Origin of the sequence: Pannonibacter sp. SL95 (assembly GCF_026672425.1) — a bacterium.
Classification (GTDB): Bacteria; Pseudomonadota; Alphaproteobacteria; order Rhizobiales; family Stappiaceae; genus Pannonibacter.
In genome coordinates this window covers 1,164,904-1,188,984 of the sequence record NZ_JAPPRC010000006.1, presented here as the reverse complement: position 1 = coordinate 1,188,984, position 24,081 = coordinate 1,164,904, and the positions used below count along the sequence as shown (strand labels likewise).

At 64.8% G+C, this 24,081-nt stretch carries 14 protein-coding genes; 3 read left to right on the top strand and 11 right to left on the bottom strand.

Annotated features, from left to right (window positions below; all coding sequences use genetic code 11):
- Window positions 1-406: 406 nt before the first annotated feature.
- The 4 genes from OVA12_RS22350 to OVA12_RS22335 form a co-directional block, all read right to left on the bottom strand.
- Complete coding sequence (locus tag OVA12_RS22350) at window positions 407-706, bottom strand: addiction module antidote protein (protein ID WP_268140910.1); 300 nt, start codon at window positions 704-706, stop codon at window positions 407-409.
- The gene (locus OVA12_RS22345; protein ID WP_268140908.1) at window positions 690-1,004 is read right to left on the bottom strand and encodes a type II toxin-antitoxin system RelE/ParE family toxin; all 315 of its coding nucleotides are present in this window, start codon (window positions 1,002-1,004) and stop codon (window positions 690-692) included. The genes OVA12_RS22350 and OVA12_RS22345 overlap by 17 nt, the downstream gene beginning before the upstream one ends.
- A 233-nt stretch (window positions 1,005-1,237) precedes the next feature.
- Window positions 1,238-1,726 carry a hypothetical protein gene (locus OVA12_RS22340; RefSeq protein WP_268140906.1) on the bottom strand — a complete coding sequence of 163 codons (489 nt, stop codon included), beginning with the start codon at window positions 1,724-1,726 and terminating at the stop codon, window positions 1,238-1,240.
- A gap of 563 nt (window positions 1,727-2,289) precedes the next feature.
- Complete coding sequence (locus OVA12_RS22335; protein ID WP_268140904.1) at window positions 2,290-4,851, bottom strand: GcvT family protein; 2,562 nt, start codon at window positions 4,849-4,851, stop codon at window positions 2,290-2,292.
- A 330-nt stretch (window positions 4,852-5,181) separates the two neighbouring features.
- On the opposite strand from OVA12_RS22335, the gene OVA12_RS22330 reads away from it, so the two are divergent.
- The 3 genes from OVA12_RS22330 to OVA12_RS22320 all read left to right on the top strand — a co-directional run bounded on the left by OVA12_RS22330 (window position 5,182) and on the right by OVA12_RS22320 (window position 16,269).
- Window positions 5,182-6,723 (top strand): trimethylamine methyltransferase family protein, encoded by a 1,542-nt coding sequence (locus OVA12_RS22330; RefSeq protein WP_268140903.1) that lies wholly within the window; start codon window positions 5,182-5,184, stop codon window positions 6,721-6,723.
- A gap of 559 nt (window positions 6,724-7,282) precedes the next feature.
- Window positions 7,283-14,884 carry a type I polyketide synthase gene (locus OVA12_RS22325; protein ID WP_268140900.1) on the top strand — a complete coding sequence of 2,534 codons (7,602 nt, stop codon included), beginning with the start codon at window positions 7,283-7,285 and terminating at the stop codon, window positions 14,882-14,884.
- 53 nt (window positions 14,885-14,937) lie between these two features.
- On the top strand, window positions 14,938-16,269 hold the full coding sequence (locus OVA12_RS22320) for an aminotransferase class I/II-fold pyridoxal phosphate-dependent enzyme (RefSeq protein ID WP_442793929.1): 1,332 nt from the start codon (window positions 14,938-14,940) through the stop codon (window positions 16,267-16,269).
- A gap of 220 nt (window positions 16,270-16,489) precedes the next feature.
- On the opposite strand, the gene OVA12_RS22315 is transcribed toward OVA12_RS22320, so the two are convergent.
- From OVA12_RS22315 to OVA12_RS22285, 7 genes are all read right to left on the bottom strand, one after another.
- Window positions 16,490-17,290 carry an SDR family NAD(P)-dependent oxidoreductase gene (locus tag OVA12_RS22315; RefSeq protein WP_268140896.1) on the bottom strand — a complete coding sequence of 267 codons (801 nt, stop codon included), beginning with the start codon at window positions 17,288-17,290 and terminating at the stop codon, window positions 16,490-16,492.
- 15 nt (window positions 17,291-17,305) lie between these two features.
- Window positions 17,306-19,231 carry a capsular polysaccharide export protein, LipB/KpsS family gene (locus tag OVA12_RS22310; protein WP_268140894.1) on the bottom strand — a complete coding sequence of 642 codons (1,926 nt, stop codon included), beginning with the start codon at window positions 19,229-19,231 and terminating at the stop codon, window positions 17,306-17,308.
- Window positions 19,228-20,565 (bottom strand): capsule biosynthesis protein, encoded by a 1,338-nt coding sequence (locus tag OVA12_RS22305; protein WP_268140892.1) that lies wholly within the window; start codon window positions 20,563-20,565, stop codon window positions 19,228-19,230. The genes OVA12_RS22310 and OVA12_RS22305 overlap by 4 nt, the downstream gene beginning before the upstream one ends.
- A gap of 110 nt (window positions 20,566-20,675) precedes the next feature.
- Window positions 20,676-20,879, bottom strand: coding sequence for a DUF6447 family protein (locus OVA12_RS22300; protein ID WP_268140891.1), 204 nt, complete (start codon window positions 20,877-20,879; stop codon window positions 20,676-20,678).
- Between the two features lie 101 nt (window positions 20,880-20,980).
- On the bottom strand, window positions 20,981-21,628 hold the full coding sequence (locus OVA12_RS22295) for an ABC transporter ATP-binding protein (RefSeq protein ID WP_268140889.1): 648 nt from the start codon (window positions 21,626-21,628) through the stop codon (window positions 20,981-20,983).
- Between the two features lie 9 nt (window positions 21,629-21,637).
- The gene (locus OVA12_RS22290) at window positions 21,638-22,462 is read right to left on the bottom strand and encodes an ABC transporter permease (protein WP_268140887.1); all 825 of its coding nucleotides are present in this window, start codon (window positions 22,460-22,462) and stop codon (window positions 21,638-21,640) included.
- Window positions 22,459-23,706 carry a capsule biosynthesis protein gene (locus OVA12_RS22285; protein WP_268140886.1) on the bottom strand — a complete coding sequence of 416 codons (1,248 nt, stop codon included), beginning with the start codon at window positions 23,704-23,706 and terminating at the stop codon, window positions 22,459-22,461. Before OVA12_RS22285 ends, OVA12_RS22290 begins: the two co-directional genes overlap by 4 nt.
- Window positions 23,707-24,081: the final 375 nt, after the last annotated feature.

Sequence of the window (24,081 nt, the reverse complement as noted above, 5' to 3'; positions counted from 1 at the left end):
AGAGGGGGGTGAGAGGCGGTGCGATGATCTCCGGCGCCCGGTCTGCCGCAACGTCGATACCCCCCTCTGTCTGCTGGTGCAGACATCTCCCCCTCAAGGGGGGAGAGGGGCGCGTGGGGCATGTCTAGTTGGCAAGGAGCTGGCGCTGTGCGGAGGCTGGCTGACCTTGTCGCAGCGGCTCTCCCCTCGTCGCTCCTGCGCAGGCAGGAGCCCAGTAACCACCGGGCTCAGACGGCTGGCAGGGTTGCAACCTCTGCATTGAAATCATCGGCCTTGTGCCGAGGATGATCGGGTGTCTCTGACCCTCGCCAGACAATCCGCCGCCTCGGTTACTGGGCTCCTGCCTGCGCAGGAGCGACGAGGGGTTTTGTGGGCGCGCCGGTCGGGGTCGTGTTCTGCGCGCGCCTCACTCCTCCGTTGCCGCCACCACCGAGAGACGCAGGCCCATGGCGTGGAGCAGTTTCAGGACGGTGGCGAATTCCGGATTGCCGGTGTCGCCGAGTGCCTTGTACAGGCTCTCGCGGCCAAGCCCGGCCTTATCGGCAAGGGTGGTCATGCCGATGGCGCGGGCAACCGTACTCAGCGCGCGGCGGATTTCGGCCGGATCGCCCTCCTCCAGCGCGGCCGCGAGATAGGCCGCCCGGGCCTCCGGATCCTCAAGATACTCGGCCGCGTCAAAGCGGGGCAGATCAGAGACTGCGGTCATTTGGCCACTCCTTCAGATCTCGAGCCAGCTGGTGAGCCAGATCGATGTCGCGCTGCTGGGACGATTTGTCACCGCCACAGAGCAAGATCACGACGAGTGCGCCGCGCTGGACGAAATACACGCGATAACCCGGACCGTAATCGATGCGCAGTTCATGGACACCCTGCCCGACCGACTTGTGGTCCCCGAAATTGCCCTCAGCACAGCGCTCGATCCGCAGAAGGATACGCGCCAGGGCACGCTGGTCCCTCAGTCCACGGAGCCAGCGATCAAACACCGGGTGTCGGCGAACATCCATTTATGTATCCTACAAGATACAATTTTGCAATCAGAATCGAGACGGCCAGCCAAATGGGAGCTACCTTCACTTTAAGCCCCCAACCGGTAAAGATATTTGCACGATCCAAAGTATATTTATATGATCCGCACAACAAATCACCTTAACTCAACAAGTAACTCAATCAAAGCGCACCAACGATTTGAATTCTGACAATTTTTAATGCAAAATGTCGAATATATTCTTAATAAACACTAAATTCTCGCACAGGAACCAAGAAAAACCGCAGGTGTATCACCTTTATTCTGAATTTCTCCTGACCTTGAATTAATAAAACCAGCCATGTATGAGGAGATAAATCTGCTATTTTCCTTATTAAACACAAACTCGCCAATACCGTCACACCGAAGTTCACTCAACACAAATGTTTCACCTATAAAATAACCACCAAACCCTTTTGGGCACACATATTCGGGAAAGCTCCCGCCCATCGGCACGACAACATAAGGCGTTTTGCCCTGCCATACGTCATTACTTGTCTCGCCGTCTTTGGCTGGCCTGATCAAATAAGTCGTTTCGGTAGAAAAATCTACGCTTTTCCAAGTTCGACCATCTTCGCCCACTTTAAATCCCGTAGCCTTCTCAGTTTTACAAATAAAAATCTCTGTATCAGCAGCAGACAGATAGCCAACACTAAAAAAATTCATGTAAAAAATAGATACAAAGAGCAAATGTCGCAACATCACCAACGCTCCAAGAAACAACCCAGACACGTAGATTGATGTAAGTTCAACAGAATTGAAAGGTCCAAATCAGACTTTTGCCTCGTCCGCGTGACCTAGCGGCAGCTGAAATAAAGGCAACGCCCCACTACTCCTCCCCCCCCCTAGGGGGCAGAGGGGGGGGGGGGGGGGGGGGGGGAGCAGCGGTGCGATGATCTTCGGCGCCGGGTCTGCCGTAGCGCTGATACCCCCTCTGTCTGCTGGCGCAGACATCTCCCAGGCAAAGGGGGAGAGACAATGGCCGGTCCGGCAGGCGCGGAGTCGGGTGTGTCTCCATACCATCGTCCACTCCTGTCATCCCCGCGAAGGCGGGGATCCAGTACCTACTGTCTTCCCCCTCACCGGGGTTACTGGATCCCGGTCTTGCCGCTACGCGGCAAACCGGGATGACAGCCGAGAATTTGGCACCGCCTTCCCACCTCATGCCCTCTCCACCTCAAGGGGGGAGAGGGCGCCCGGGGGGCCATGGGAAGGCGACCGGCCCCAGCCACAAAGGGCAGAGGCCGTGAGCCGCCGACGAGCGATCAACTCCGCGGCTTCTGGTTTTCCGGATCATACAGCGGCTTGTAGCCGACGGCGGCGACCTCGACGGGGTAGCTTTCGTTGAAATATTCAACGGTCAGCTTGCGGCCTACCTCGCAATAGTCTGCGGGCAGATAGGCGAGCGCGATGTTCTTGCCGATGGTCGGGCCATAGGCGACGGAGGTGGTGTAGGAGCGGCGGCCGAGGCTGTCGACGAGGACCGCGCCGGTCAACGGGTCCACCACCGGCATGGAGCCGACGGGATAGCGGGCGACGCCTGCGGCATCGACATTGTCGGTCATCACCAGCGTGCAGAGCATGGCCGGCTGCCTGTCGCGCGCCTTGTACTCCAGGTGCTTGGCCTTGCCGCGGAAGTCGGCCTCCTTGACCTTCGGGCGGGCGAGATCGGCTTCGATCAGGTTGTACTGGGTGAGGAGATCGGCGTTCTGCAGCCGCAGGCTCTTTTCCATGCGGCGGGAGTTGGCGTAGGTCTCGACGCCGAAGGCCATGATGCCGGCGGCCTGCAGCGCGTCCCAGACGGCCAGGCCGTCCTCGTATTTCATGTGCAGTTCCCAGCCCTGCTCGCCGACATAGGAAATGCGGAAGGCGGAGACGGTCTTGCCGGCGATCTCGATCGGCTTGATGGCGGCGAAGGCGAAGTTTTCCGGGTCGAGCCCGGCCGGGTCGGCCACCACCTGCTTCAGCTTCGCACGGGCGTTGGGGCCCCAGACGCCGATGGTGACATAGGCTTCCGAGACATCCGTGACGGTGACGTTGAAGCCCTTGTCCTCGGCGGTGCGCTTCACGTAGTGGAAATCGCGCGGACCGGCGTCGGCGCCGTCGATGATGCGGCAGCGGTCGGCCATGCGGATCACGGTGAGGTCGGCGCGAACCATGCCCTCGTCATCGAGGAAATGGGTGTAGATGCCCTTGCCGATGTTGGCATCGCCACCGATCTTGGCCGCGCAAAGCCATTCCATCAGCTCCACGTGGTCCGGCCCCTCCACGTCGAAGATGTAGAAGTGGCTGAGATTGACCATGCCGCAATCCTCGCTCATGGCGAGATGCTCGGCATTGGAGACGCGCCAGAAGTGGCGGTTGTCCCATTCGTTGGCGCGCACCGGCACCCGGGCGCCATATTTCTCCAGAAGATGCTCGTTGGCCTTGTAGCCATGCGCGCGTTCCCAGCCGCCCAGCTCCATGAAATAGCCGCCCAGCGCCACTTCGCGCTCGTAGAAGGGCGAGCGCTTGGCACCACGGCCCGAGGCATAGGGCTCGCGGGTGTGGACGGCGGGATAGTAGATCTTCTGGGCGGCTTCATAGCAGCGGCCCTCGATGAACTTTTCCGTGAGCTGATGCTTGTAGAAGCGCGAATAGTCGATGGAATTGTGGTCGATGGCGGTGCGGCCGTCGGTGATCCAGTCCGCGATCAGCTTGCCATAGCCCGGGCCGTCCTTGACCCAGATGGCGACGCAGTACCACAGCCCCCTCACCTTCTGGCTCTCGCCGCAGGACGGGCCGCCGGCGGCGGAGACCTGCAGCAGGCCGTTGAAGGAATGGCTCTCGTTGTAGCCAAGCTCGGCCAGAACCGGCGTCAGCTCCATGGCGCGCTCCAGCGGCGCCATGACCTGCTCCAGTTCAAGGTCGCGCTGCGACGGCGACAGGCGGGCCTGGTGCTTTTCCAGAAGGTCGCGCGGGTGGCACATGCGCGGATTGTCGGTCTCGTAATAGCCCCACTCGATCTGGCCGCCCTCGGTGGTCTTCGGGTCGCCGGTGTCGCGCATATAGGCGGAGTTGCCCTGGTCGCGCAGCAGCGGGTAGCCGATTTCCTTGCCCGTGCCCTCAAACTCGTTGAACGGGCCGAAGAAGGTCAGGGGATGGTCGACCGGCATGACCGGCAGGTCCTCGCCCACCATCTCGGCAATCAGCCGGCCCCAGAGCCCGGCGCAGACGATGACATGGTCAGCCATGATCGTCCCGCGGTGGGTGACGACGCCCTTGATGCGGCCACCCTCGACGATCAGCGACTGGGCCGGCGTGTTGGCGAAGACCTTGAGCTTGCCGCTCGCCTCGCCCTGGTCGACCAGCTTGCCGGCGACGGTCTGCGAGCGCGGCACGACGAGGCCGGCGTCGGGATCGAACAGGCCGCCCATCACCTCACCCTCCTCGATGAGGGGGAACAGCGTCTTGATCTCGGACGGGGAGACGTAATGGGCTCTCGTGCCGAAGGCGCGGGCGGAGGAGAGCTTGCGCTTGACCTCTTCCATCCAGCTGTCATGGCCCTTGCGCACGACCTCCAGACCGCCAATGCGGGCGTAGTGGCCCATCTTCTCGAAGAAATCGATGGAGTATTGCGTCGTCCAGACCGACAGGTAGTCGTGGCTTGTGGTGTAGCAGAAGTCGGAGGCGTGGGCGGTGGAGCCGATGTCGGTGGGGATGCCGGACTTGTCGATGCCGACGATGTCGTCCCAGCCGCGCTCGATCAGGTGATGGGCCACCGAGGCGCCGACGATGCCGCCGAGGCCGATGATGACGATCTTTGCCTTCTCGGGAAATGCAGACATTTCGTATCCCTTTTCACTCACGACCACGCGCCGGTGCAGTGTCCGGCAGCGAAAGCCCGCGTCCGGCAGGAGGAGCGGCGCGGGTGTCAAATCCATGAGCGGCAGTATCGGGTGCGGCCCGGCGGGCAATTGGCCTAATTGCGTCATGGCAGCATCACGCCGGCGACACGCCATGTCGTTTTCCAGCAATGGCTGCGGCACCTGATCCTGCTGGGGGGATGCCGCAAATAGAGTAGCCTGAGACGGTTCCTTGACGGGCTTTTGCTGCCGCCTGGCCGACAGTGGAAGCGACGTTGAAAGCAACGCAGGATCTTTTCCGGGAGCTACCCCATGTCTGATGTCGCAGTTTCTGCCGGCCGCCGGGGGCGCAGCGCGCGCCGTGAAGCCCGTGCAAGCGGTGCGGGCGGGCTTGGCCTGCCCTATATCACCCGCGGCATTCCGATCTTCGACGTGCTGTCGGATGAAGGCGCGGCGCAGATCGAGGCGCAGGCCGATGTGATCCTGCAGGAGATCGGCATCGAGTTCCGCGACGATCCGGAAACGATCGCGATCTGGAAAGAAGCCGGGGCCGATATCCAGGGCGAGCGGGTGCGCTTTCCGAAGGGAATGCTGCAGCAGATCGTCAAGACGGCACCGTCTGAGTTCGTCCAGCATGCGCGCAACCCGGCCCGCAACGTGGTCATCGGCGGCAACAACCTGGTCTTTGCCCCGGTCTATGGCCCCCCGTTCGTCACCGACCTCGACAAGGGCCGCCGTTATGGCACCATCGAGGACTTCCGCAACTTCGTGAAGCTGTCCTACCTGTCGCCCTACATGCACCATTCGGGCGGCACGGTGTGCGAACCGGTCGACCTGCCGGTGAACAAGCGCCATTTCGACATGGTCTATTCGCACATGAAATGGTCGGACAAGCCGTTCATGGGCTCGGTCACCCATCCGGAACGGGCGGAAGATTCGGTGAAGATGGCGCAGATCCTGTTCGGCGAGGAGTTCGTCGACCAGAACTGCGTCATGATCCAGCTGATCAACGCCAATTCGCCGCTGGTCTTCGATGCCACCATGCTCGGCGCGCTGAAGGTCTATGCAAAGGCGAACCAGGCCTGCATCGTCTCGCCCTTCATTCTCGCCGGCGCCATGAGCCCGGTGACGGTTGCCGGTACGCTGGCGCAGGTGCTGGCCGAAGCGCTGGCCGGTTGCGCGCTGACGCAGCTCATTCGCCCGGGCGCGCCGGTTGTGTTCGGCGCCTTCGTGTCATCGATCTCGATGCAGTCCGGCGCCCCCACCTTCGGCAGCCCGGAAGGCACGCTGCTGCTCAACGGCGCCTCAAAGCTGGCGCGGCGGCTGAACCTGCCCTTCCGCTCTGGCGGGTCCTTCACCTCGTCGAAGGTGCCGGATGCGCAATCGGCGCAGGAATCGGCCCAGACGATCGCCGCGACCGTGGTGTCGGGCGTCAACTTCTGCCTCCACGCCGCCGGCTGGCTGGAAGGCGGGCTGTGCTCGTCCTATGAGAAATTCGTCATGGACGCCGACCAGCTCGGCATGATGCATGTGCTGGCCAAGGGCATTGATCTCTCGGAAGAAGGCATGGCGATGGACGCCCTGCGCGAAGTCGGTCCCGGCGGCCACTTCCTCGGCGCGAACCACACCCAGCGCAACTTCGAGAGCGCGTTCTACCGCTCGCAGGTGGCTGACAACAATTCCTATGAGCAGTGGCTTGCCGATGGCGAACTGGATGCGGCCCGGCGCGCCAATGCGATCTGGAAAAAGATGCTGGCCGATTACGAGGCCCCGGCCCTCGACCCGGCCATCGACGAGGCGCTGATTGCGTTCATGGCGCAGCGCAAGGCCTCGTTCCCGGACAGCAACGTCTGAAGGCGCGCGTAACGGCCGCCCCCGCCGGACGTCACACGTGACCCTCTCCGTCTGGTCCCTTTGCGGGCCAGGCACTCGGGCAAGACCGTCGGGCAGACGGTCTTGCCCGAAGCTGTTTTTGTGCCTGCGCTGGAATTTCTCCCGTCGCCATCAGTCCCGAAAGATGACGACGTGTGCTCATCGGGACCCTTAACCGGGAGTAAAGAGCGGTTGGCGCTGCTTTCGCCTTGCACATGCCATCTTGCCCGAGTATCCGCAATCTGAGCCGCCGTGTCCGTTGCACGGCCAGGTCCGCTGGCCCATGCCAAGTCGGGACTGGTTGTTGTCATGGGGACGGCAAATAGCGTAGATGTTTTCGGATAGTGAGCTGCGGGTCCACTCGGGGAGATCCACCTCTAATCTGACAGATCGAGACGAGGACCTATGCCGGCCCAGTTCGTAACCAATGAGAGATTTGCGTCTTCGCGCCAGTCAACAGTGACACTGCTCGCCCCGCTTCAATGAAGCTCAAGCAGAACTGATTGACCAAGCAAGACGGTAGGACGCACAGGCTTTTCGAATGGCTTCTATTAAGAGCAACATTGAAATCATTGGTTATGCAAGCCGCCTTCCCGGCGCTGCAAATACGAACGAATTCTGGAATCTTCTTCAAGAAGGTCGCTGCTCGGTTACCAGCGTGTCGAATGACCGCTGGCCTTTGGCGCGATTCGGTCATCCGGACCGGAGCGCTGCCGGCAAGGCCTACACCTGGGCCGCCGGTCAGCTGGATGACGTCTGGGGCTTTGATCCGTCATTCTTCGGCATTTCGCCGCGCGAAGCGCTGCAGATGGATCCGCAGCAGCGCATCCTGTTGCAGCTGGTCTGGGAAGCGCTGGAGCAGGCTGGCCTGCCGCCGAGCGCTCTGGCTGGCACCTCCACGGGCGTCTATGTTGGCGCGTCCTCGCTCGACTATCACCACCGCTTCGTGATCGATCCGCCCAACGCCGACATGCAGTTCATGACCGGCAACACGCTGTCGATCGTCTCGAACCGCATTTCCTACATCTATGACCTGCGTGGCCCGTCCTTCACGGTGGACACGGCCTGCTCGTCCTCGCTCGTCGCCCTGCACGAAGCGGTCTCGGCGCTGGAAAGCGGACAGATCGACACCGCCATCGTTTGCGGCGTCAGCATGCTGCTGAGCCCGTTCTCCTTCGTCGGCTTCTCCCGCGCCTCGATGCTGTCGCCCACCGGGCTTTGCCAGGCGTTCGACGCCAATGGTGACGGTTACGTCCGTTCGGAAGGTGGCGTCGTCCTGGTGCTGCAGTCCTCGCGCGTCGCGCGGGCCAATGGCACGCGGGTGCATGGCCGCATCCTCGCCTCGGGCATCAACGCCGATGGCCGCACGGTCGGTCTCTCCCTGCCCTCGCCCTACGCCCAGGCAGCGCTGCTCGCCGAGATGTATGGCGCTGGCGGGGTTGACCCCAATGCGCTGGCCTTCGTCGAGGCCCATGGCACCGGCACGCGCGTCGGCGATCCGGCGGAAGCGGAAGCGCTTGGCACCGTGATCGGGCAGAAGCGCGACGAAGTGCTGCATATCGGCTCGGTGAAGACCAACGTCGGCCATCTGGAGCCGGTCTCCGGTCTCGTCGGTCTGCTGAAGTCGTTGCTGGCGCTCGAGCACAACGAGCTGCCGCGTTCGCTGCATTTCAACACGCCGAATCCGGACATCGCCTTCGAAGAGCTGAACCTCAAGGTTGCCAGCGAGCCGGTTGCCCTCAAGACCTCGGACAAGCCGCGCCTTGCCGGCATCAACTCCTTCGGCTTCGGTGGCACCAATGCGCATGTGGTGATTGCCGACGGTGACCGCGACGCGGCTCAGGCCACCGCCGAGGCGCTGCGCCTGGACACGCCGCTGGTGCTGAGCGCTCGCGGCAAGGCCGCACTCGGCCAGCTTGCCCGCCGCTACCATGAGGCGCTGGAGGGCGCGTCTGACGGCAAGGCCGCGCAGATCGCGGCCTCCGCCGCCTATACCCGCGACCTTCTTGGCGACCGCCTGGTGGTGCTGGGCGCCACGGCCGATGAGCGCCGCCGGGTGCTCGAGACCTTCCTGGCCGACGAAACCTGCCCGAACCTCGTGCAGGGCAGCTCGGTCAAGGGCGAGCAAAAGGTTGGCTTCGTCTTTTCCGGCAACGGCTCGCAATGGGCCGGCATGGGTCGCGATGCCTATCAGAAGGACACGGCGTTCCAGCAGGCCTTCGAGCGCGTCGACCGCAAGTTCATGGGCCTTGGCGGCTGGTCGCTGCTGACCACGCTGTTCTCCGAGGATCTCGAAAACGAGATCGAGCGCACGGAAATCGCACAGCCGCTGCTGTTTGCCGTCCAGGTTGCCCTCGTCGAGGCGCTGGCCAAGCGCGGCCTGCGCCCGAGCGCGGTTGCCGGCCACAGCGTGGGCGAAGTCGCGGCCGCCTGGTGCTCTGGCGCGCTGACGCTGGACCAGGCCGTCAAGGTCATCCACGCCCGCTCGACGCGTCAGGAGGTCATTCGTGATCTTGGCACCATGGCCGCCCTCCTGCTGTCGGCGCAGGACGCACAGGCAGCCATCGACGAGGCCGGGTTCCCACGCATCGAGCTGGCCGCGATCAACTCGCCGCGCAGCGTGACCATCTCCGGCCCGGTCGAGAGCCTCGACGCCTTCGGCAAATACGCCCGCAAGAAGCGTTGGGCGATGAAGAAGCTCAACCTCGCCTATCCGTTCCACTGCGCGCTGGTGGAGCCGATCCGCGAGCCGCTGCTGGCCGCGCTGGATGGCGTTGTGCCGCGTCAGTCCGACATCCCGTTCTATTCGACCGTTGACCCGGACAAGCGCGATGTGGCGCTGGACCCGGATTACTGGTGGCGCAACGTGCGCCAGCCGGTGCTGTTCTCCTCGGCCATCGAGGCGATGGCGGCTGACGGCATCTCCGTGTTCCTGGAAATTGGCTCGCGTCCGGTGCTCGGCACCTACATGACCGACGTGCTGCGCGAGGGCGGCCAGCGTGCCGATGTGCTCGCCAGCCTCGACATGCCGGCCAAGAATGGTGAAACCGCCCGCAATCCGGTCGAGCACACCGCCGCCGGCGTGCTGGCCTTTGGTGGCGCGGTCGAGCTGGATGCGTTCTTCGGCGAAGCGCCGCTGCAGCCGGTTGCCCTGCCGAACTACCCCTGGCAGAACGTGCCCTTCAAGCCTGAGGCGACGGCCGAAAGCGTCGACTACATGTTCGGCAAGAGCTGGCCGCTGCTTGGCTACCGGCTGCGCCAGGACGTGGGCGAGTGGTTCAACCACGTTGATCCGGCCATGCTGCCTTGGCTGGCCGATCACAAGGTGGAAGAGTCCATCGTGTTCCCGGCCGCCGGCTACTACACCGAAATGGCCCTGCGCGCTGCCCTGCGCTGGTCCGGTGCCGACGAGATCGAGCTGCGTGATTTCGACATCCTGCGGCCGCTGGTGTTTGACGGTGCCGAGACCTTCGAGACCCAGGTCCGCATCTCCTCCGACGACCATGTCGTGGAAGTCATGTCGCGGCCGCGTCTGGCGGGTGCCGAATGGGCGCTCAATGCCCGTGGCCACTATGTGTCCGCCGTTCGCAAGGACCGGACGCCGGTTCTGAAGACCGGAAGCGAGACGCTTGTCACGCTCGACCATGCGGCCCTCTACGAGGTCACCCGGGCCTTTGGGCTGCGCTACGGCCCAGCCTTCCAGCGCGCGGAAACCGTCGTCACCCATGATGCGACGACCGCAACGGTGACCCTGAAGCCGCAGATCGAGACGCTGGCAGACGAACGCTTCGCGCTGTGTCCGACTTTGCTGGACGCAGGCTTCCACGGCCTGTTCGCGCTGCTGAACGGCGTGAAGGAAATCCCGGCGCAGACCAGCTTCCTGCCGATCCGTTTCGGCGCGCTGCGCCTGCTGGCACCGGAAGCCGTTCCGGCCAGCGTGACGATCAAGGTCACCAAGGCTTCGCCGCGTTCCATCGAGGCAAGCTTCGAGTATCTGGACGCAAATGGCGACGTCATTGCCCGGCTGACCCAGGCCCGCTTCCGCGCGGTGCGCCTTGGCCGCGAAACCCGCCGCGACGACCTTGCCTACCGCACGTTCGCAACGCTGCTGCCTGACGCCGCGCGCATTGCCCCGATCGCCGACGTCATGCCGGAGGGCTTTGCCGCCTTTGCCCGGGCCGCCGGCATTGCCAGCGAAACTGACTTCGAGCCGGGCGAGACCCTGCTGCTGGTCGAGGCGATGGGGCGGACCATCGCCCACGAGACGCTCTGGCGCATCGCTGGTGGGGCGAATTTCGATGTCGACGCGCTGGTTGCCAGCGGCAAGATCGCCGACAGCGCCCTGCCGCTCGTCCATGCCCTCGTCGGCTGGCTGATCGACAGTGGCCTGGCCGATGAAGCCGGCAGCCACACCGTCCTGACGGATCCGGCGGATGGCCCGGCGACGGCTGACCTTTTGAAGACCGTTGCGCTGGAGGCCTCCGGCCACATCGCTGAAGCCTCGCTGCTGTCGCGCCTGCACGAAGGCCTTGAGGCGCTGCTGGCCCGGGGTCTTGCAGACAAGGCATCGGGCTGGTTTGCCTCTGGCCTGTACGAGGCCTATCAGACCTCCTCGCCGGCTGCGCTTGCCCGCAACGAGGGCCTGCGTCACCTGGCCGAAAAGATCATCGCCGGCTGGCCGCAGGACCAGGCGCTGCGCCTGATGGTGCTGGGTGCCGACAGCCCGGAACTGCTGCTGGCCCTCGACCGGGCCGCCGATCCGCGCCGCGCTTCCGTGACCGTCACCGACCCGGTGTCAACACTGCTCGGCCGCGCCGAGCGGCAGTGGACCGGCTCGAACAATCTCCGCTTTATTGCCTTCGACGACGCCGATGGCCTTGCCGCCGCCGGTCCGTTCGACATCATCTTGTCCGGTGGCAGCCTGAGTGACCGCAACGCCGACGACATTGCGGCCGTTGCCAAGCATCTCGTGCAAGGCGGGCTGCTGTTCAGCGCCGAGTTCGTGCCCTCCCCGCTCACAGACCTGTTGCGCGGTATCGGCGCAGACTGGTGGCGTGAGACCGCAGTCGCCAGCTTCCCGATCTCGCGGCAGCGCGGCGCTGAGGAATGGCGCAGCGTTCTGGAAGGTTTCGGGCTCGAAGCCGTAGAGACCACCGCGCTTGCCAGCGACGTCGCCGAGGCAACCCTCATTGCTGCCCGCAAGCCGCCCCTGGCGCAGGCCGCAACCGGGGCAGCTGATGCCGAGACCGTCACCGCCTCCGAACTGCTGGTGATTGCTGACGCCGATGGCGAAAGCCGCAAGCTGGCCGAAGCTCTGATCACGACGCTCGCGCCGCGTGGCCTCAAGGTGACCATTGCCGTTGCCGTTGCCGATGCCGTAACCGGTGCCGGCGATGGCCTCATCAACCTCAACCTTGACGCCGGCAATGCCGAGACGGCGCAGCTCTTGAAGCGCGCCAGCGCCGGGATCGTCCATCTGGCCGGAGCCTATGCTCCCGCCGGCGATGCACTGGCTGTCGTCGACCAGCGCACGTGGCAGCTGACGCGCCTTCTCAACAGCATCGGCTTTGCTGACACACGCCTCTGGATCGTCGCCCCCGGCGGCATGCAGGATGTAGCCGGTGGCTCCGCGCACCGTCCTGACCAGGCCGCCGTCTGGGCCTATGGCCGCGTGGCGATGAACGAGTTCGCCAACGCCGGCATCCGCCTCATCGACGTGTCGCCGACGCTGGAACCCGGCGTTGCCGCCGTGCGCCTTGCCGATGAGATCCTCAAGAGCGGCGCAGAGCGGGAAGTCATCATTGACGGCCGCCGCCGCTCTGGTCTGCGCATCGTGCAGGGTGGCCTGTTCAGTGATAGCGAAGTCGCGCCTGAAGCCAACCCGGCGATGCGCCTCGATATCCTGCGTCAGGGTTCGCTGGACCAGCTGTCCTGGCACGCGGTTGGCCGCAAGGCACCTGAAGGCAACGAGATCGAGATCGCGGTCGAGGCCAGCGGCCTCAACTTCCGCGATGTGATGTGGGCGCTTGGCCTGTTGCCGGAAGAGGCGCTGGAAGACGGCTTTGCCGGCCCGACGCTTGGCATGGAATGCTGCGGTATCGTGCTGGCGACCGGTCCGGATGCCGGCCGGTTCCGGCCGGGCGACCGGGTCATCACCTTTGCGCCGGCCTGCTTTGCCTCGCATGTGACGGTGTCCGAGGATGCCTGTGCCCCGATGCCCACGACCGTCTCCCCGGAAGAGGCTGCGACCATTCCGGTCACGTTCCTGACCGCCTATTACGCGCTGGTGCATCTGGCCCGTCTGTCGGAAGGCGAGACGGTGCTGATCCACGGCGGCGCCGGCGGTGTCGGCCTGGCCGCCCTGCAGATTGCCAAGTGGCGCGGTGCGCGGGTGATCACGACCGCTGGCTCTGAAGAGAAGCGCAGCTTCCTGCGACTGCTCGGCGCCGATCTGGTGCTGGATTCGCGCAGCCTTGCCTTCGTCGACGAAGTCATGACCGCGACCGACGGGGAAGGCGTGGATGTCGTCCTCAACTCGCTGTTCGGCGAGGCGATGGAACGCTCCATCGAGGTGCTGCGTCCGTTCGGCCGCTTCCTGGAACTGGGCAAGCGCGACTACTACGGCAACACCCGCATTGGCCTCAGGCCGTTCCGCCAGAACCTGACTTACTTTGGCATCGATGCCGACCAGCTGCTGACCCGTCAGCCCAAGCTGGCCAAGGAGCTGTTCGTCGAGCTGGTCCGCCTGTTCGAAGCCGGTACGCTGGCACCGCTCCCCTATCGCGTCTTCGAGGCCGATGGCGTGGTCGAGGCGTTCCGCCTGATGCAGCAGGCCGGGCATATCGGCAAGATCATCCTGCGGCCGCCGCATGTGCCGGCCGATGTGCGCCGCAGCCATGACTTCGCGCTGCGTGCAGATGCGACCTATGTGATCGGTGGCGGCTTCGGTGGCTTCGGCACCGAGCTGCTGCGCCGCATGGCCGATTTGGGCGCACGCAATCTCGTCGTGCTCAGCCGGCGTGGTGGCAGCACCGAGGAAGCCGCCGCAGTCATCACTGAACTGTCGGCACGCGGCGTCAAGGTGGTGGCTCCGGCCTGCGACCTGACCGATGAGAAGAGCCTTGCTGCCGCCCTTGAGACGGCGCGGACCAGCCTGCCGCCGATCCGCGGCGTGTTCCACACCGCCATGGTGCTGAACGACGTGCTGATCTCCAACCTCGACCACGACGGCCTGACCCGCGTGCTGGCACCGAAGGTGCGCGGCGCGGAGCTGCTGGACCGGTTGACGGCGAACGATCCGCTGGAGCATTTCGTGCTGTACTCCTCGGCAACGACGCTCGTCGGCAACCCGGGACAGGCGAACTATGTTGCCGCCAACGGCTATCTGGAAGCGCTGGCCCGCAAGCGCCGCGCTGCCGGCAAGCCGGGCCTTGCCGTGGCCTGGGGCGCGATCTCGGATGCCGGCTATCTCGCCCGCAACCAGGACGTCAACGAGCTGCTGTCGCGCAAGCTTGGCCGCCACGCTCTCTCCGCACGCGAAGCCCTCGACGGGCTGATTGCGCTGATGGGCGAGCCGCAGACAGATCTCGAGACGGCGGCAGTCGGCTTTGCCCGCATCGACTGGCAGTCGGCCCGGCGCGAACTGGCGCTGCTCGATACGCCGCTGGTCGATCTCATGGGGCTCGGGTCCGCCGAAGACGGCGCGGTTGCAGAAGGCGCCGTTGACCTCAACGTGCTCCTGAAGGGCATGGACAAGGTCAAGGCCGTGACCACCGTGTGTGGCCTGCTGGCTGGCGAGATCGGCAAGATCCTGCGCATTGCGCCGGAGGAGATCGATCCGCACAAGCCGCTGTCGGACGTCGGCATGGACTCGCTCATGGCACTTGAGCTGCGCATGAGCGCCGAACGCCAGCTCGGCATCGACATCCCGCTGATGTCGCTGGCCAATGGCGCGACGCTGATCGACCTTGCCACCCGCGTGGTCAACCGCGTTCTTGGCGGTGAAGGCGACAATGGTGCATCGGCCGAAGCACAGCAGCTCGCCAGCCAGCACGTCTCCGGCGACTTCGCCGAGGCCGGTGACCTGGCCGGGATTGCCGAACAGGTTGAAGCCAAGAGCCGCGAGATGAGGTCCCTGCTATGACAGAGAAGCGCCCGAGCCTTGGCGGCATTGCCAGCGGAGACCGCGACAAGCTGATGGACAGCGTGCGCGCTGGCCGCCGTGCTGGCCGCGACCGCCGTCCCGCCGCGCCGGCAGCGGGCGCCGAGGCACCGGCCAAGCGCCGCGCCTTCGACTTCACCGAACTGCCGCAGGTACGCCAGTTGCAGATGCAGCGTGCGGCGGCGGAAATGATGGGGATCGGCAACCCGTTCTTCCGGGCGCATGATGGCCTCGCCGCCGGAACCACGACGATCGACGGCAAGGTCTACGACAACTTTGCCTCCTACAATTACGTTGGCCTCAATGGTCATCCGGAAGTGATTGCCGCTGCGCAACAAGCCGTCGAGACCTATGGCGTCAGCGTATCGGCCAGCCGCGTTGTGGCCGGCGAACGGCCGATCCACCGGCAGCTGGAAGAAGCGCTCGCCCGTATCCACGGAACCGAGGCGGCGGTGGTGATGGTGAGCGGACACGCAACCAATGTCACCACCATCGGCCACCTGATGAACAAGGGCGACCTGATCCTCACCGATCAGCTCGTGCACAATTCCATCGCCGAAGGCGCGCGGCTGTCCGGGGCAACCCGGATCAACTTCCCGCATGACGATCTGGATGCGCTGGAGCGTCTGCTGGCGGAAAACCGGCACAAGTACGAGCATGTGCTGATCGTCGTGGAAGGCCTCTACTCGATGGATGGCGACTTCCCGGATCTGAGGCGCGTGGTCAAGCTGAAGCAGGCCTATGATGCCTGGCTGCTGGTGGACGAGGCACATTCCATTGGCGTCCTTGGAGAAACCGGACGCGGCATTGCCGAGCATTACGGCGTCGACCCGAACGAGGTCGAGATGTGGATGGGGACCCTGTCCAAGACCTTCTCGTCCTGCGGCGGCTATATCGCGGCATCGCGGGTGCTGTGCGACTACCTGAAGGCGACGGCTCCAGGCTTCGTCTTCTCCGTCGGCCTCTCCCCGGCCCTCACGGCTGCGGCAACCAAGAGCGCCGAACTCCTGGAGCGGGAGCCGGAGCGGGTGGCCCGGCTGCAGGCCAATGGCCAGCATTTCCTGAAAGCGGCCAAGGCTGCCGGTCTCGACACCGGACCGAGTGCCGGCTACTCGGTGGTTCCGGTCATCGTCGGCGACAGCATCGGCGCCGTGACCCTCGCCAATCGCCTCCTGGAGCGCGGCGTCAACGCCCTGCCGATCATCTTCCCGGCGGTGGCGGAAAAGGCCGCCCGGCTGCGCTTCTTCATCACCAGCGAGCACACGTTCGAGCAGATCGACCGCGTGGTGGCGATCACCGCCGAAGAACTGGATGGCGTCCGCGCCGGCGGCTCAGCCGTGGAGCGGCTGCTGAAGGCCACGCGGTAAGGGCTGATCTCTCCAGGGCGCCGTTTATCGCGCCCCTCTCCCCCCTTGAGGGGGAGATGTCTGCGTCAGCAGACAGAGGGGGGTATCGGCCCCTCGTCCCCGTCACGACACCAGCGAAAGCTGCAGTGCTGCATACTCCCCTCTGCCCCCTCCGGGGGCATCTCCCCCTCAAGGGGGGAGAGGGAGGCGACGGCAAGCGGCACGTCTGCTGCGATCCCCCCTACTCCCGCTCGAACCGCGGATCCGGGTCGATCTCGGCTTCAAATCCCTTCATGAACAGGTCGGCGAGCTTGGGGGGCAGCAGGCCCTGCAGGTAGATGCCGGTGGCGAGCAGCAGCGGGAAGGCATGGATCGCCGCGCGGCGCTCGATGGCCCGGCGCATGCGGCGGGCGGCATCCTCGGCGGAGATCTCGAAAGGTTTGGCCCCCTTGTGCCGGGCCGACATGGGCGAGGTGACGAAACCGGGGCACAGGATTGTCACCGACACGCCGAAGGGCTTCAACCATCCACGCAGGGAATGGCCATAGGCGACCACCGCCGCCTTTGACGCGCTGTAGGACGGCATGTCCGGCAGGGCACGCAGGCCCGCCAGCGAGGCGACGAGCGCGATCCGGCCCTGGCCCCTGAGGCGCATCGGTTCCACCAGCGCCGTCACCGTATTGATGACCCCGCCGAGGTTGATGTCGAACTGCCGGTCGGACGCTGCATCCGGCTCGCGCGAGCGGTCCGGTCCAAGCCCGCCGGTGACGCCGGCATTGGCGATCACCAGATCCACCGGATGGCGGCCGTCGAACTCGGCGAGCGCGGCCCTGAGCGCAGCCCGGTCGCGCACGTCGATGGCTGCCCATTCTGCCGTCGCCCCGCGCGCCTCGACATCACGGGCCAGCGCCTTGAGCTTGTCCGCATCACGAGCCACCAGCAGCAGAACGCGGCCGGGAGCCGCATACTCATGCGCCAGCGCCGTGCCGATGCCCCCGCTGGCGCCTGTCAGGACAATCGAGGTCGGGGAGAAACGGGCCATGCAGTCCTCGGGAGGTTAAAGGCCCAGGCGTCGGCCGAGCCAGGAAAGATGCCGCCAGAAGTCGGCGACGAGCCTGTGACGCCGGCTCTGGCGCTGTGCCACAAGCCGGGCGATGACGTCTTCCGGCCGGCAGGGCAGCAGCGTCACAGGGTCAATGCAGCGGGTGTAGACCACCAGCGCCAGATAGACCAGCTCGTCAAGCTCCCGCGCCCGCCCGCGCCGCTCACAGGCGGTCAGGTCCTCGCTCAGGCCCCAGCCGGCATAGAACGGCAAACCGTGCGTCGTCACCGCCTTGCCGCGCAGCATCGCCTCGAAGCCGGACAGGGAGGAGAAGGTCTCGACCTTGTCTGCCGCCTCGATCAGATCCACGATATCGGCATCCCGGGCGACGAAATCCGCAAGACCGACGAGGTCCGTGTCATCGATCTTGCCCTTGCGCAGGCCGGTTTCCACGTCCGGATGCGGCTTGAACACCAGATAGGCGTCCGGATTTCGCTGCCGGGCGAGCCGCAACAGGTCAAGGTTGACGTTGGGCGTGTTGGCGCAGTCGATGGTCGCGGACTTCGACCGGCGCACGGCCGCATCGTCGGCGACCTGGCCGGGCACGAGAACCACGTGCCGGTCCGTCGGGAAGGCATAGCTGCGCCGTTCGCCGAAATTGTACTTGGTGATCCGCGCCGCCACGATGGCCTGGCGCAGCGCGGCACCGCGCGCCTTCTGCTGCGCACTGACGTCCGCCTCCATCAGCAGACGCTCGAGGGCGCTGGGGCGCGAGGGATCGTAATAGATGCCGCGATCATCAACGGCGAGCGAGGCCCCGCGGGCAAGACCCGCACCGAGCCCGACCGACCGCAGGAAGCCATCCTCGATGCGCAGCAGGGGCACGCCGATTGCCTCGGCCGCTGCCTCCAGTTCCGGTGTGGTCTTGCTGGCCCAGGACAGGATCCGCCCGCCGGTCTTGCGCGCGCCCTCCAGCGCCGCTGCCGGGGCACTGCAGAAGGTGACGCCGCCAGCACCGGCAAAGGTCGCGCGGATCGCCGGATGGTTCCAGCTCTGCGCGCCAACGCAATAAGTGCTCTGGGCATTGCGGCTGTAGGCATCTGCCAGCGCCGCCCCAATGTCGAGGCCTTCGGCAAGGCTGACGGCCTGACGCTGATAGGGCTCGATCCAGGCCAGCCCCTCGGCAGCCAGAACGGCGGTCAGCGCATCACGATCCGGTGCCGCCGTAATCAGCGCTGCCGCCGATCCGGCCGGGGCCTCGGCCAGCGTGATGCCGCAGAGGACCGCGTAGAGCGCCAGCGACGCGCTGTCGGTCTCCAGCTGGCTTGCGGCCGCCAGCCAGGGACGCGGATTGCCGGGGCTTGGCGCGGCGCGCAGCAGGCGGGCGCTGGTGTCGCTGCAAGGCGCGAAAGCCCCGTTGCCGCTGGCGACGAGGCGAAACTCGCCGTCATCCGGCGGCCGGTCGGCCTGCAGGTGGCGCAGCTCGAGCGGGAAGTTCGTTGTCTCCGGCAGGTCCAGCGGTGCGTGGCGATACCAGGGATCCGGCCAGTCCGCGCGCCATGCGGCAAGCGCTGCGCCATGGTCCGCCGGTGCAAGCGCGCGCAAAGAAGACAAAAACGCCGTCTGCGGCTGTTCCGACAGCAGCAGCACCCGTGACGGCACGACAATGAGCCCGACCACATGCGGAAAGCGGCTCACCGGCTCCGTGCCGAAGGGCCCAGGAAACACCAGGGCAAGGCAGGCCCCCGTTGCCAGCGCCTCGTTGCGGGCCCGTGCATAGGCCGATGCATCGAACCCGGTGGCGATGATGCGCCGGCGGCCATTGGCCATGCTGCAGGCAGCCAGCGGCCCGGTCCGGCTGCGCGACAGGGCGATCAGATCCGCATGCAAAGGCTCCAGCGCCGGATCGGCCACCACCAGGCGTGGTGCGCGTCTCTTCACAGCGGCACCCCGAGCGCCCTCGCCCGCGCCAGACGCGGGGGCGGCGTCACATGGGCAGCACCCTGATTGAGACCGCGATCAAGGATCCGGCGTGCCATGTTCCCGGCTGCCGCCTCCAGGCCCTCGCGGTTATGGATCGATCCGCGAACCTGAATATTGGCGGCGATTGCGCGGATGTAGTTGTCGAGCAGCTCCGGGTCCGGCCGCTGCGGTGCAGTCCAGAAGCCATCGAGCGGTCCGGAATGGGTCAGCCCGCGAATGTCGAAATGGGCCGGCACCAGCGTCTTGACCGGGCAACCGGCCTGCATCGCTTCCAGTCCCGCCGTGCTGTTCAGTGTCACCACGCCGGCCGCACGCTGGAACAGGGGGCCGAGCGTGCCACCGTCGAAGAACAGCACCCTGTCACGTACCCCGTGCCGGTCGGCAATCGCCACTGTCCGCTCTGGCCAGCGCTCGAACCCGGCATCGAGCGGATGGCTCTTGAGCACAAGACGGCTTGCCTGCGGCGCATTGGCGGCAAAGGAGGCGATGACGGTCTCGATGACCTCGGCAAAGCTGGTGTAGGGCGAGTGGGCACGCAGCTGAAAGTCCCCCTCCAGCTGCAGCGGCAGCACGAAAAAGGGCGCGTTGCCCGCAAACAGCAGCGTCTGCGCGCTGGCGACAGCCGTGTTGCGGCGGCCCTTGCCGAGGAGACGCAGCCCATGGGCGGGATATTCGACAAGCGGATGGTAAATCGTGTGGCGCTGATAATGCGGATAGGTAAATCCAGCGAACACATTGAAAAGATTGTAGATCATGTCCGGGATCGCCTCGAGGGCGAAGGAGCCGGGATAGATCGGCTCAAGGTCAGCCTCCGGGGCCTCGGCTGCCAGTGCCCGGATCGCATCGGGATCGTCGGGGAAGCGGCTCAAGGTGGAGAGGCCGTCGCGCTCGAGGGTCAGATAGCCAGGGCGCAGGTATCCAAGTTCGGTCACCGCGATCTGGATGCCGAGGGGGGCCGCTGCCGCGATCGCCGCCTTGTGATAGATCCGCTGGTCGCCATGCAGCACCAGATCGGTGACAGCGTTCTGTCGCAGATAATCGTCGATGAAATGCCGGAACGCTTCCGGCTGTCCGCGATAGGACAGCGCATCCGGGCTGCGCCAGTGCAGCCAGTCTCCGGGGCAGAAATTGATCCGGGACACACGGTGCCCGGCCCCCCGCATCAAGGCGCCCATGCGGGCATAGAGCGGGCACAACGGCCCTTGCAGAAACAGGATATGCCGGCTGAGCGGGGCGGTCCGATCCTCGCACGCCGGCGCGTCGGCCAGTTCCAGATCCACAGCCCCGAGCATCACCAGCGATCCTTCCGCCTGAAGCGGCGCGCCGGTCACTCCGGCGGCCGGACCAGTCCTGCCTGGCCTCCCCCCTCCCCCGCCGCACGGCAGGGGACGGGAGCAGACGATCAGGCCATGTTGTCGAGTTCGACCTTCAGCGCATGGCTGTGGATCGTGCGCCAGGTCGTCATGGTCTCGATCTCGTTCTGAGCCATGGCGATCTTGCGGTCGACTTCCTGCAGGTTGCGCAGCTGGTTCTGTGCTTCCGCGCTGAGGTCGGAAAGCTTGTAAACCTTGCCATCGATGGTGACGGTGTTGTCCGAAGCGCTCATCTGTCTCGTCTTTCTTGTTGGTTGCATGGAGGGCTATCCGCCCTTGTCGTCAATCCCATCCCTATAAGGGTCCGGGCGCGGCACGTCAAAGCCGCGTGGGATCAGAGATTGTTATAGATATCAAGGGCGAGCGAAATATCCTGAAAAAACTTCGAGCGGCCCTGATGCAGCACCAGAGCGCCGTTGCAATAGTCGTTGAGGATCGCGGCGTCATGCGAGACCAGCAACAATGCCCGATCCGCCCGCTTTTCGAAGATCTCTTCCTTGCACTTGCGGTGAAAGCGCTGGTCACCGACGAAGATCACCTCGTCGATCAGGTAGCAGTCGAAATCGATCGCCAGCGACAGACCAAAGGCGAGACGGGCCCGCATGCCCGAGGAATAGGTTTTCACCGGCTGCGCGAGATAAGCGCCAAGCTCGGAAAAATATTCCACATAGTCGAAGACCTCGCGGTAAGGCCGATTGTACAGCCGCGCGATGAACTTCATGTTGTCGATGCCGGTCAGGCTGCCCTGGAAGCCACCGTTGAGGCCGAGGGGCCAGGACAGGGTCATGTCACACTGGATCTTGCCGGACGTCGGATATTCCAGTCCGCCGAGCAGACGCACGAGCGTCGACTTGCCGGCACCGTTGCGGCCGAGAACGGCCAGGCGCTCGCCCTTGCGGACTTCAAAGTTCACCCCGTCCAGCACCCGCTTGGTGCCGTGGCCGTGGCTGTACTCCTTGACGAGGTCAACGACGCGGATCACGGGGCGTGCTCACTGCAGTTCCACATAGGAGCGGGCGTCCTTGAGGAAATAGAGGCCGAGGACGGTGATCACCGCCGTGACATAGATGGCAACCGGCAGATTGTAATAGGTCGCAACGGTGGGGCCGAAGATGCCGTGCCGGATGTATTCGACGGCGCTGACCTGCGGCACGAGGATCACATATTCGCGGAACGGCTCGGGCAGCCAGCTCACCATGTAGAAGGTGCCGGACAGCGGGATCATGATGTAGGACAGCGGGTTCCAGATCTTCTCCACGATCTCCGAGCGCTCGGACAAGGCTCCGATCAGGATGGCGACGGCAACAGAATACCACGCATAGAGCCCCCAGCCGAACAGGATCGGACCGAGGTCATCGGGCATCTCCACGAAGCCCCAGATGTAGAAGATGATCCAGGTGATGAAGAAGGCGGCCAGCGTGCCGATCACCTCCACCCCCATGCGTGCCATGTACATGGCGAAGATCGTCACCTGGCGGTGGTACATCAGCTCCAGATTCGCCTGCATGCAGCGCAGCGCCCGCATGACGCAGTGGCGGTACATCAGGAGCGGCATGTAGCCGGACAGGAGGAACGGCACGATCGGCGTCTCGACGTGGCTGCTCGACTTGGCGATCGACCACATGGCGATGACACCAAGGCAGAACATGACCGGCTCGAGGATGATCCAGGCAAAGCCGATGTTGTCGCGGCCAAAGCGCGTGTGGATCTCGCGCATCACCAGCGCGCCGATCACACGGGTCTGGGTGGCCGCAACTTCGCGGGCCTGGGTCAGCCAGCCGGTCTGCCTGTCGTCGTTGCCGGTCTGAAGGCTCAATGCTTGTGCTCCCGGGCGTTCACATACAGCAGCCAGATGATGGCATAGCCGAGGAAGAACGTCATGAACACGGTGAGGATGCGCAAGATGCGCTGCGGATAGCGGGCATCGTCAGGCGCGTTCGGCTCGACGATCCGCTCCAGATACAGCTGCTTGCGCGCCGCCTCGACCCGGGCGGAGGAGAGGTTTGCCTGCGCCGTCAGCAACGCCTTGGAGGCGAATTCCTGTTCCAGCACCAGCTGCTCGTATTCGGCATAGGTGCCGACGAGCGAGCCATTCTGGCTGACGAGCTTGGCGCGCTCCTGATCGAGCTGCGCGACAAGCGCATCCAGCCGCTTCTGCAGCACCTGGATCTGGACGTTATTCGGTGTCTGTTCCTTGACGAGCCGCAGCTGGGTTTCCAGCTTGGCCTGTTCGCCGGACAGCTCGCCGATCAGTTCCAGCGCGGCCTTGGAGGCCAGTTCCGGATCGACGATGCCTTCCTTGACGCGAAACGCCTTCATCCGCAGCTGGTTGTCGAGGACACGCTGTTCGGAATTGCGCACTTCCTCCCGTGCCAGGGCCAGCGAATCCTCGCGCGAGCGCTGGTTCATCCGGTTGATCAGCTGTTCCGAGTTGCTCAGCAGCGCCTCGGTGATGGCCTTGGCATCGTCCGGCGTGAAGGCGCGGACGGTAATCGTCGAAATGCCCGATGCCGTGTCGTGCTTGGGCGTCACGTGGCGGGTGTAGTGGTCGAACAGGCCTTCGAAGGTCGATCCATCGATGAGATTGGGAAAGGCACTGAGGAAATCGACGAAATCGCGGCCCATCAGGGCCTTGTAGTCGACACTCGCCTGCACATCGCGCAGACCGTCGCGCGAGGCCATGTAGTCGAGGACGGAATAGGTTTCCTCCTGCGCCGGTCCAAGGCCGGTCGTCTGAAGCAGCGCGCCCAACCCGCCAACCTGCGGCTTTTCCGAGGAGCGGACGATGAAGCGGGCCTCGGACTCGTACTGGTCCGACGCGATGAAGCCATAATAGATGAAGGCAAAGAAGGTGGGCACAACCACCAGCGCGATGAACGAGCCCCAGCCGCCGATTCGCAGACGTGACTTCCAGTCCTTGCGCACATGATCGAAGGCACCGGTGGGCGCACGCGACAGGCGCTGCAGCGGCTTGGCGATGTTGGCCGGGCTAAGCGTCTTGAATCCCGAAGGGGCCTCCGGCTTGACCATGGACGGTTCCTTGAGCTGCTGGTCTTTCATCGCGTTTCTCTGGGCAGTCCTGCGCGGCGCCCCGATGGCGGCCGACGCCGAAATCACCCGTTTTTGGCCGTTCCTGGCCGTTTCTGCCTATGTCCCGGCCTATGGACTGCAGGATCTCCGGGCCCTGAGGCTGGTCAGCCCGTGGACCGGTTCCAGCCTTGGCCACCAGATCCACTGTTCATCCGTCCCCGTGGCCTTCAGCCTTTGCTGCGCCACCAGGCCAGATCCAGCGCAGGCCAAGCCACCGCTCCTGCGTCCGGCGCAACCTTCGCATGCCTTGATGTATCGGTTTGCCGCCCCTCGTTCAAGCGCGGCGCGGACGCGGCGGCCACCGCTTCAGTTGACGCTGCCCCGATGAAGGTTTAATCCGCCGAG

Coding starts and splice junctions, on each gene's coding strand:
- OVA12_RS22350 (WP_268140910.1), bottom strand. CDS start 706: ATGACCGCAGTCTCTGATCTGCCCCGCTTTGACGCGGCCGAGTATCTT.
- OVA12_RS22345 (WP_268140908.1), bottom strand. CDS start 1,004: ATGGATGTTCGCCGACACCCGGTGTTTGATCGCTGGCTCCGTGGACTG.
- OVA12_RS22340 (WP_268140906.1), bottom strand. CDS start 1,726: ATGTTGCGACATTTGCTCTTTGTATCTATTTTTTACATGAATTTTTTT.
- OVA12_RS22335 (WP_268140904.1), bottom strand. CDS start 4,851: ATGTCTGCATTTCCCGAGAAGGCAAAGATCGTCATCATCGGCCTCGGC.
- OVA12_RS22330 (WP_268140903.1), top strand. CDS start 5,182: ATGTCTGATGTCGCAGTTTCTGCCGGCCGCCGGGGGCGCAGCGCGCGC.
- OVA12_RS22325 (WP_268140900.1), top strand. CDS start 7,283: ATGGCTTCTATTAAGAGCAACATTGAAATCATTGGTTATGCAAGCCGC.
- OVA12_RS22320 (WP_442793929.1), top strand. CDS start 14,938: ATGGACAGCGTGCGCGCTGGCCGCCGTGCTGGCCGCGACCGCCGTCCC.
- OVA12_RS22315 (WP_268140896.1), bottom strand. CDS start 17,290: ATGGCCCGTTTCTCCCCGACCTCGATTGTCCTGACAGGCGCCAGCGGG.
- OVA12_RS22305 (WP_268140892.1), bottom strand. CDS start 20,565: ATGCTCGGGGCTGTGGATCTGGAACTGGCCGACGCGCCGGCGTGCGAG.
- OVA12_RS22300 (WP_268140891.1), bottom strand. CDS start 20,879: ATGAGCGCTTCGGACAACACCGTCACCATCGATGGCAAGGTTTACAAG.
- OVA12_RS22285 (WP_268140886.1), bottom strand. CDS start 23,706: ATGAAAGACCAGCAGCTCAAGGAACCGTCCATGGTCAAGCCGGAGGCC.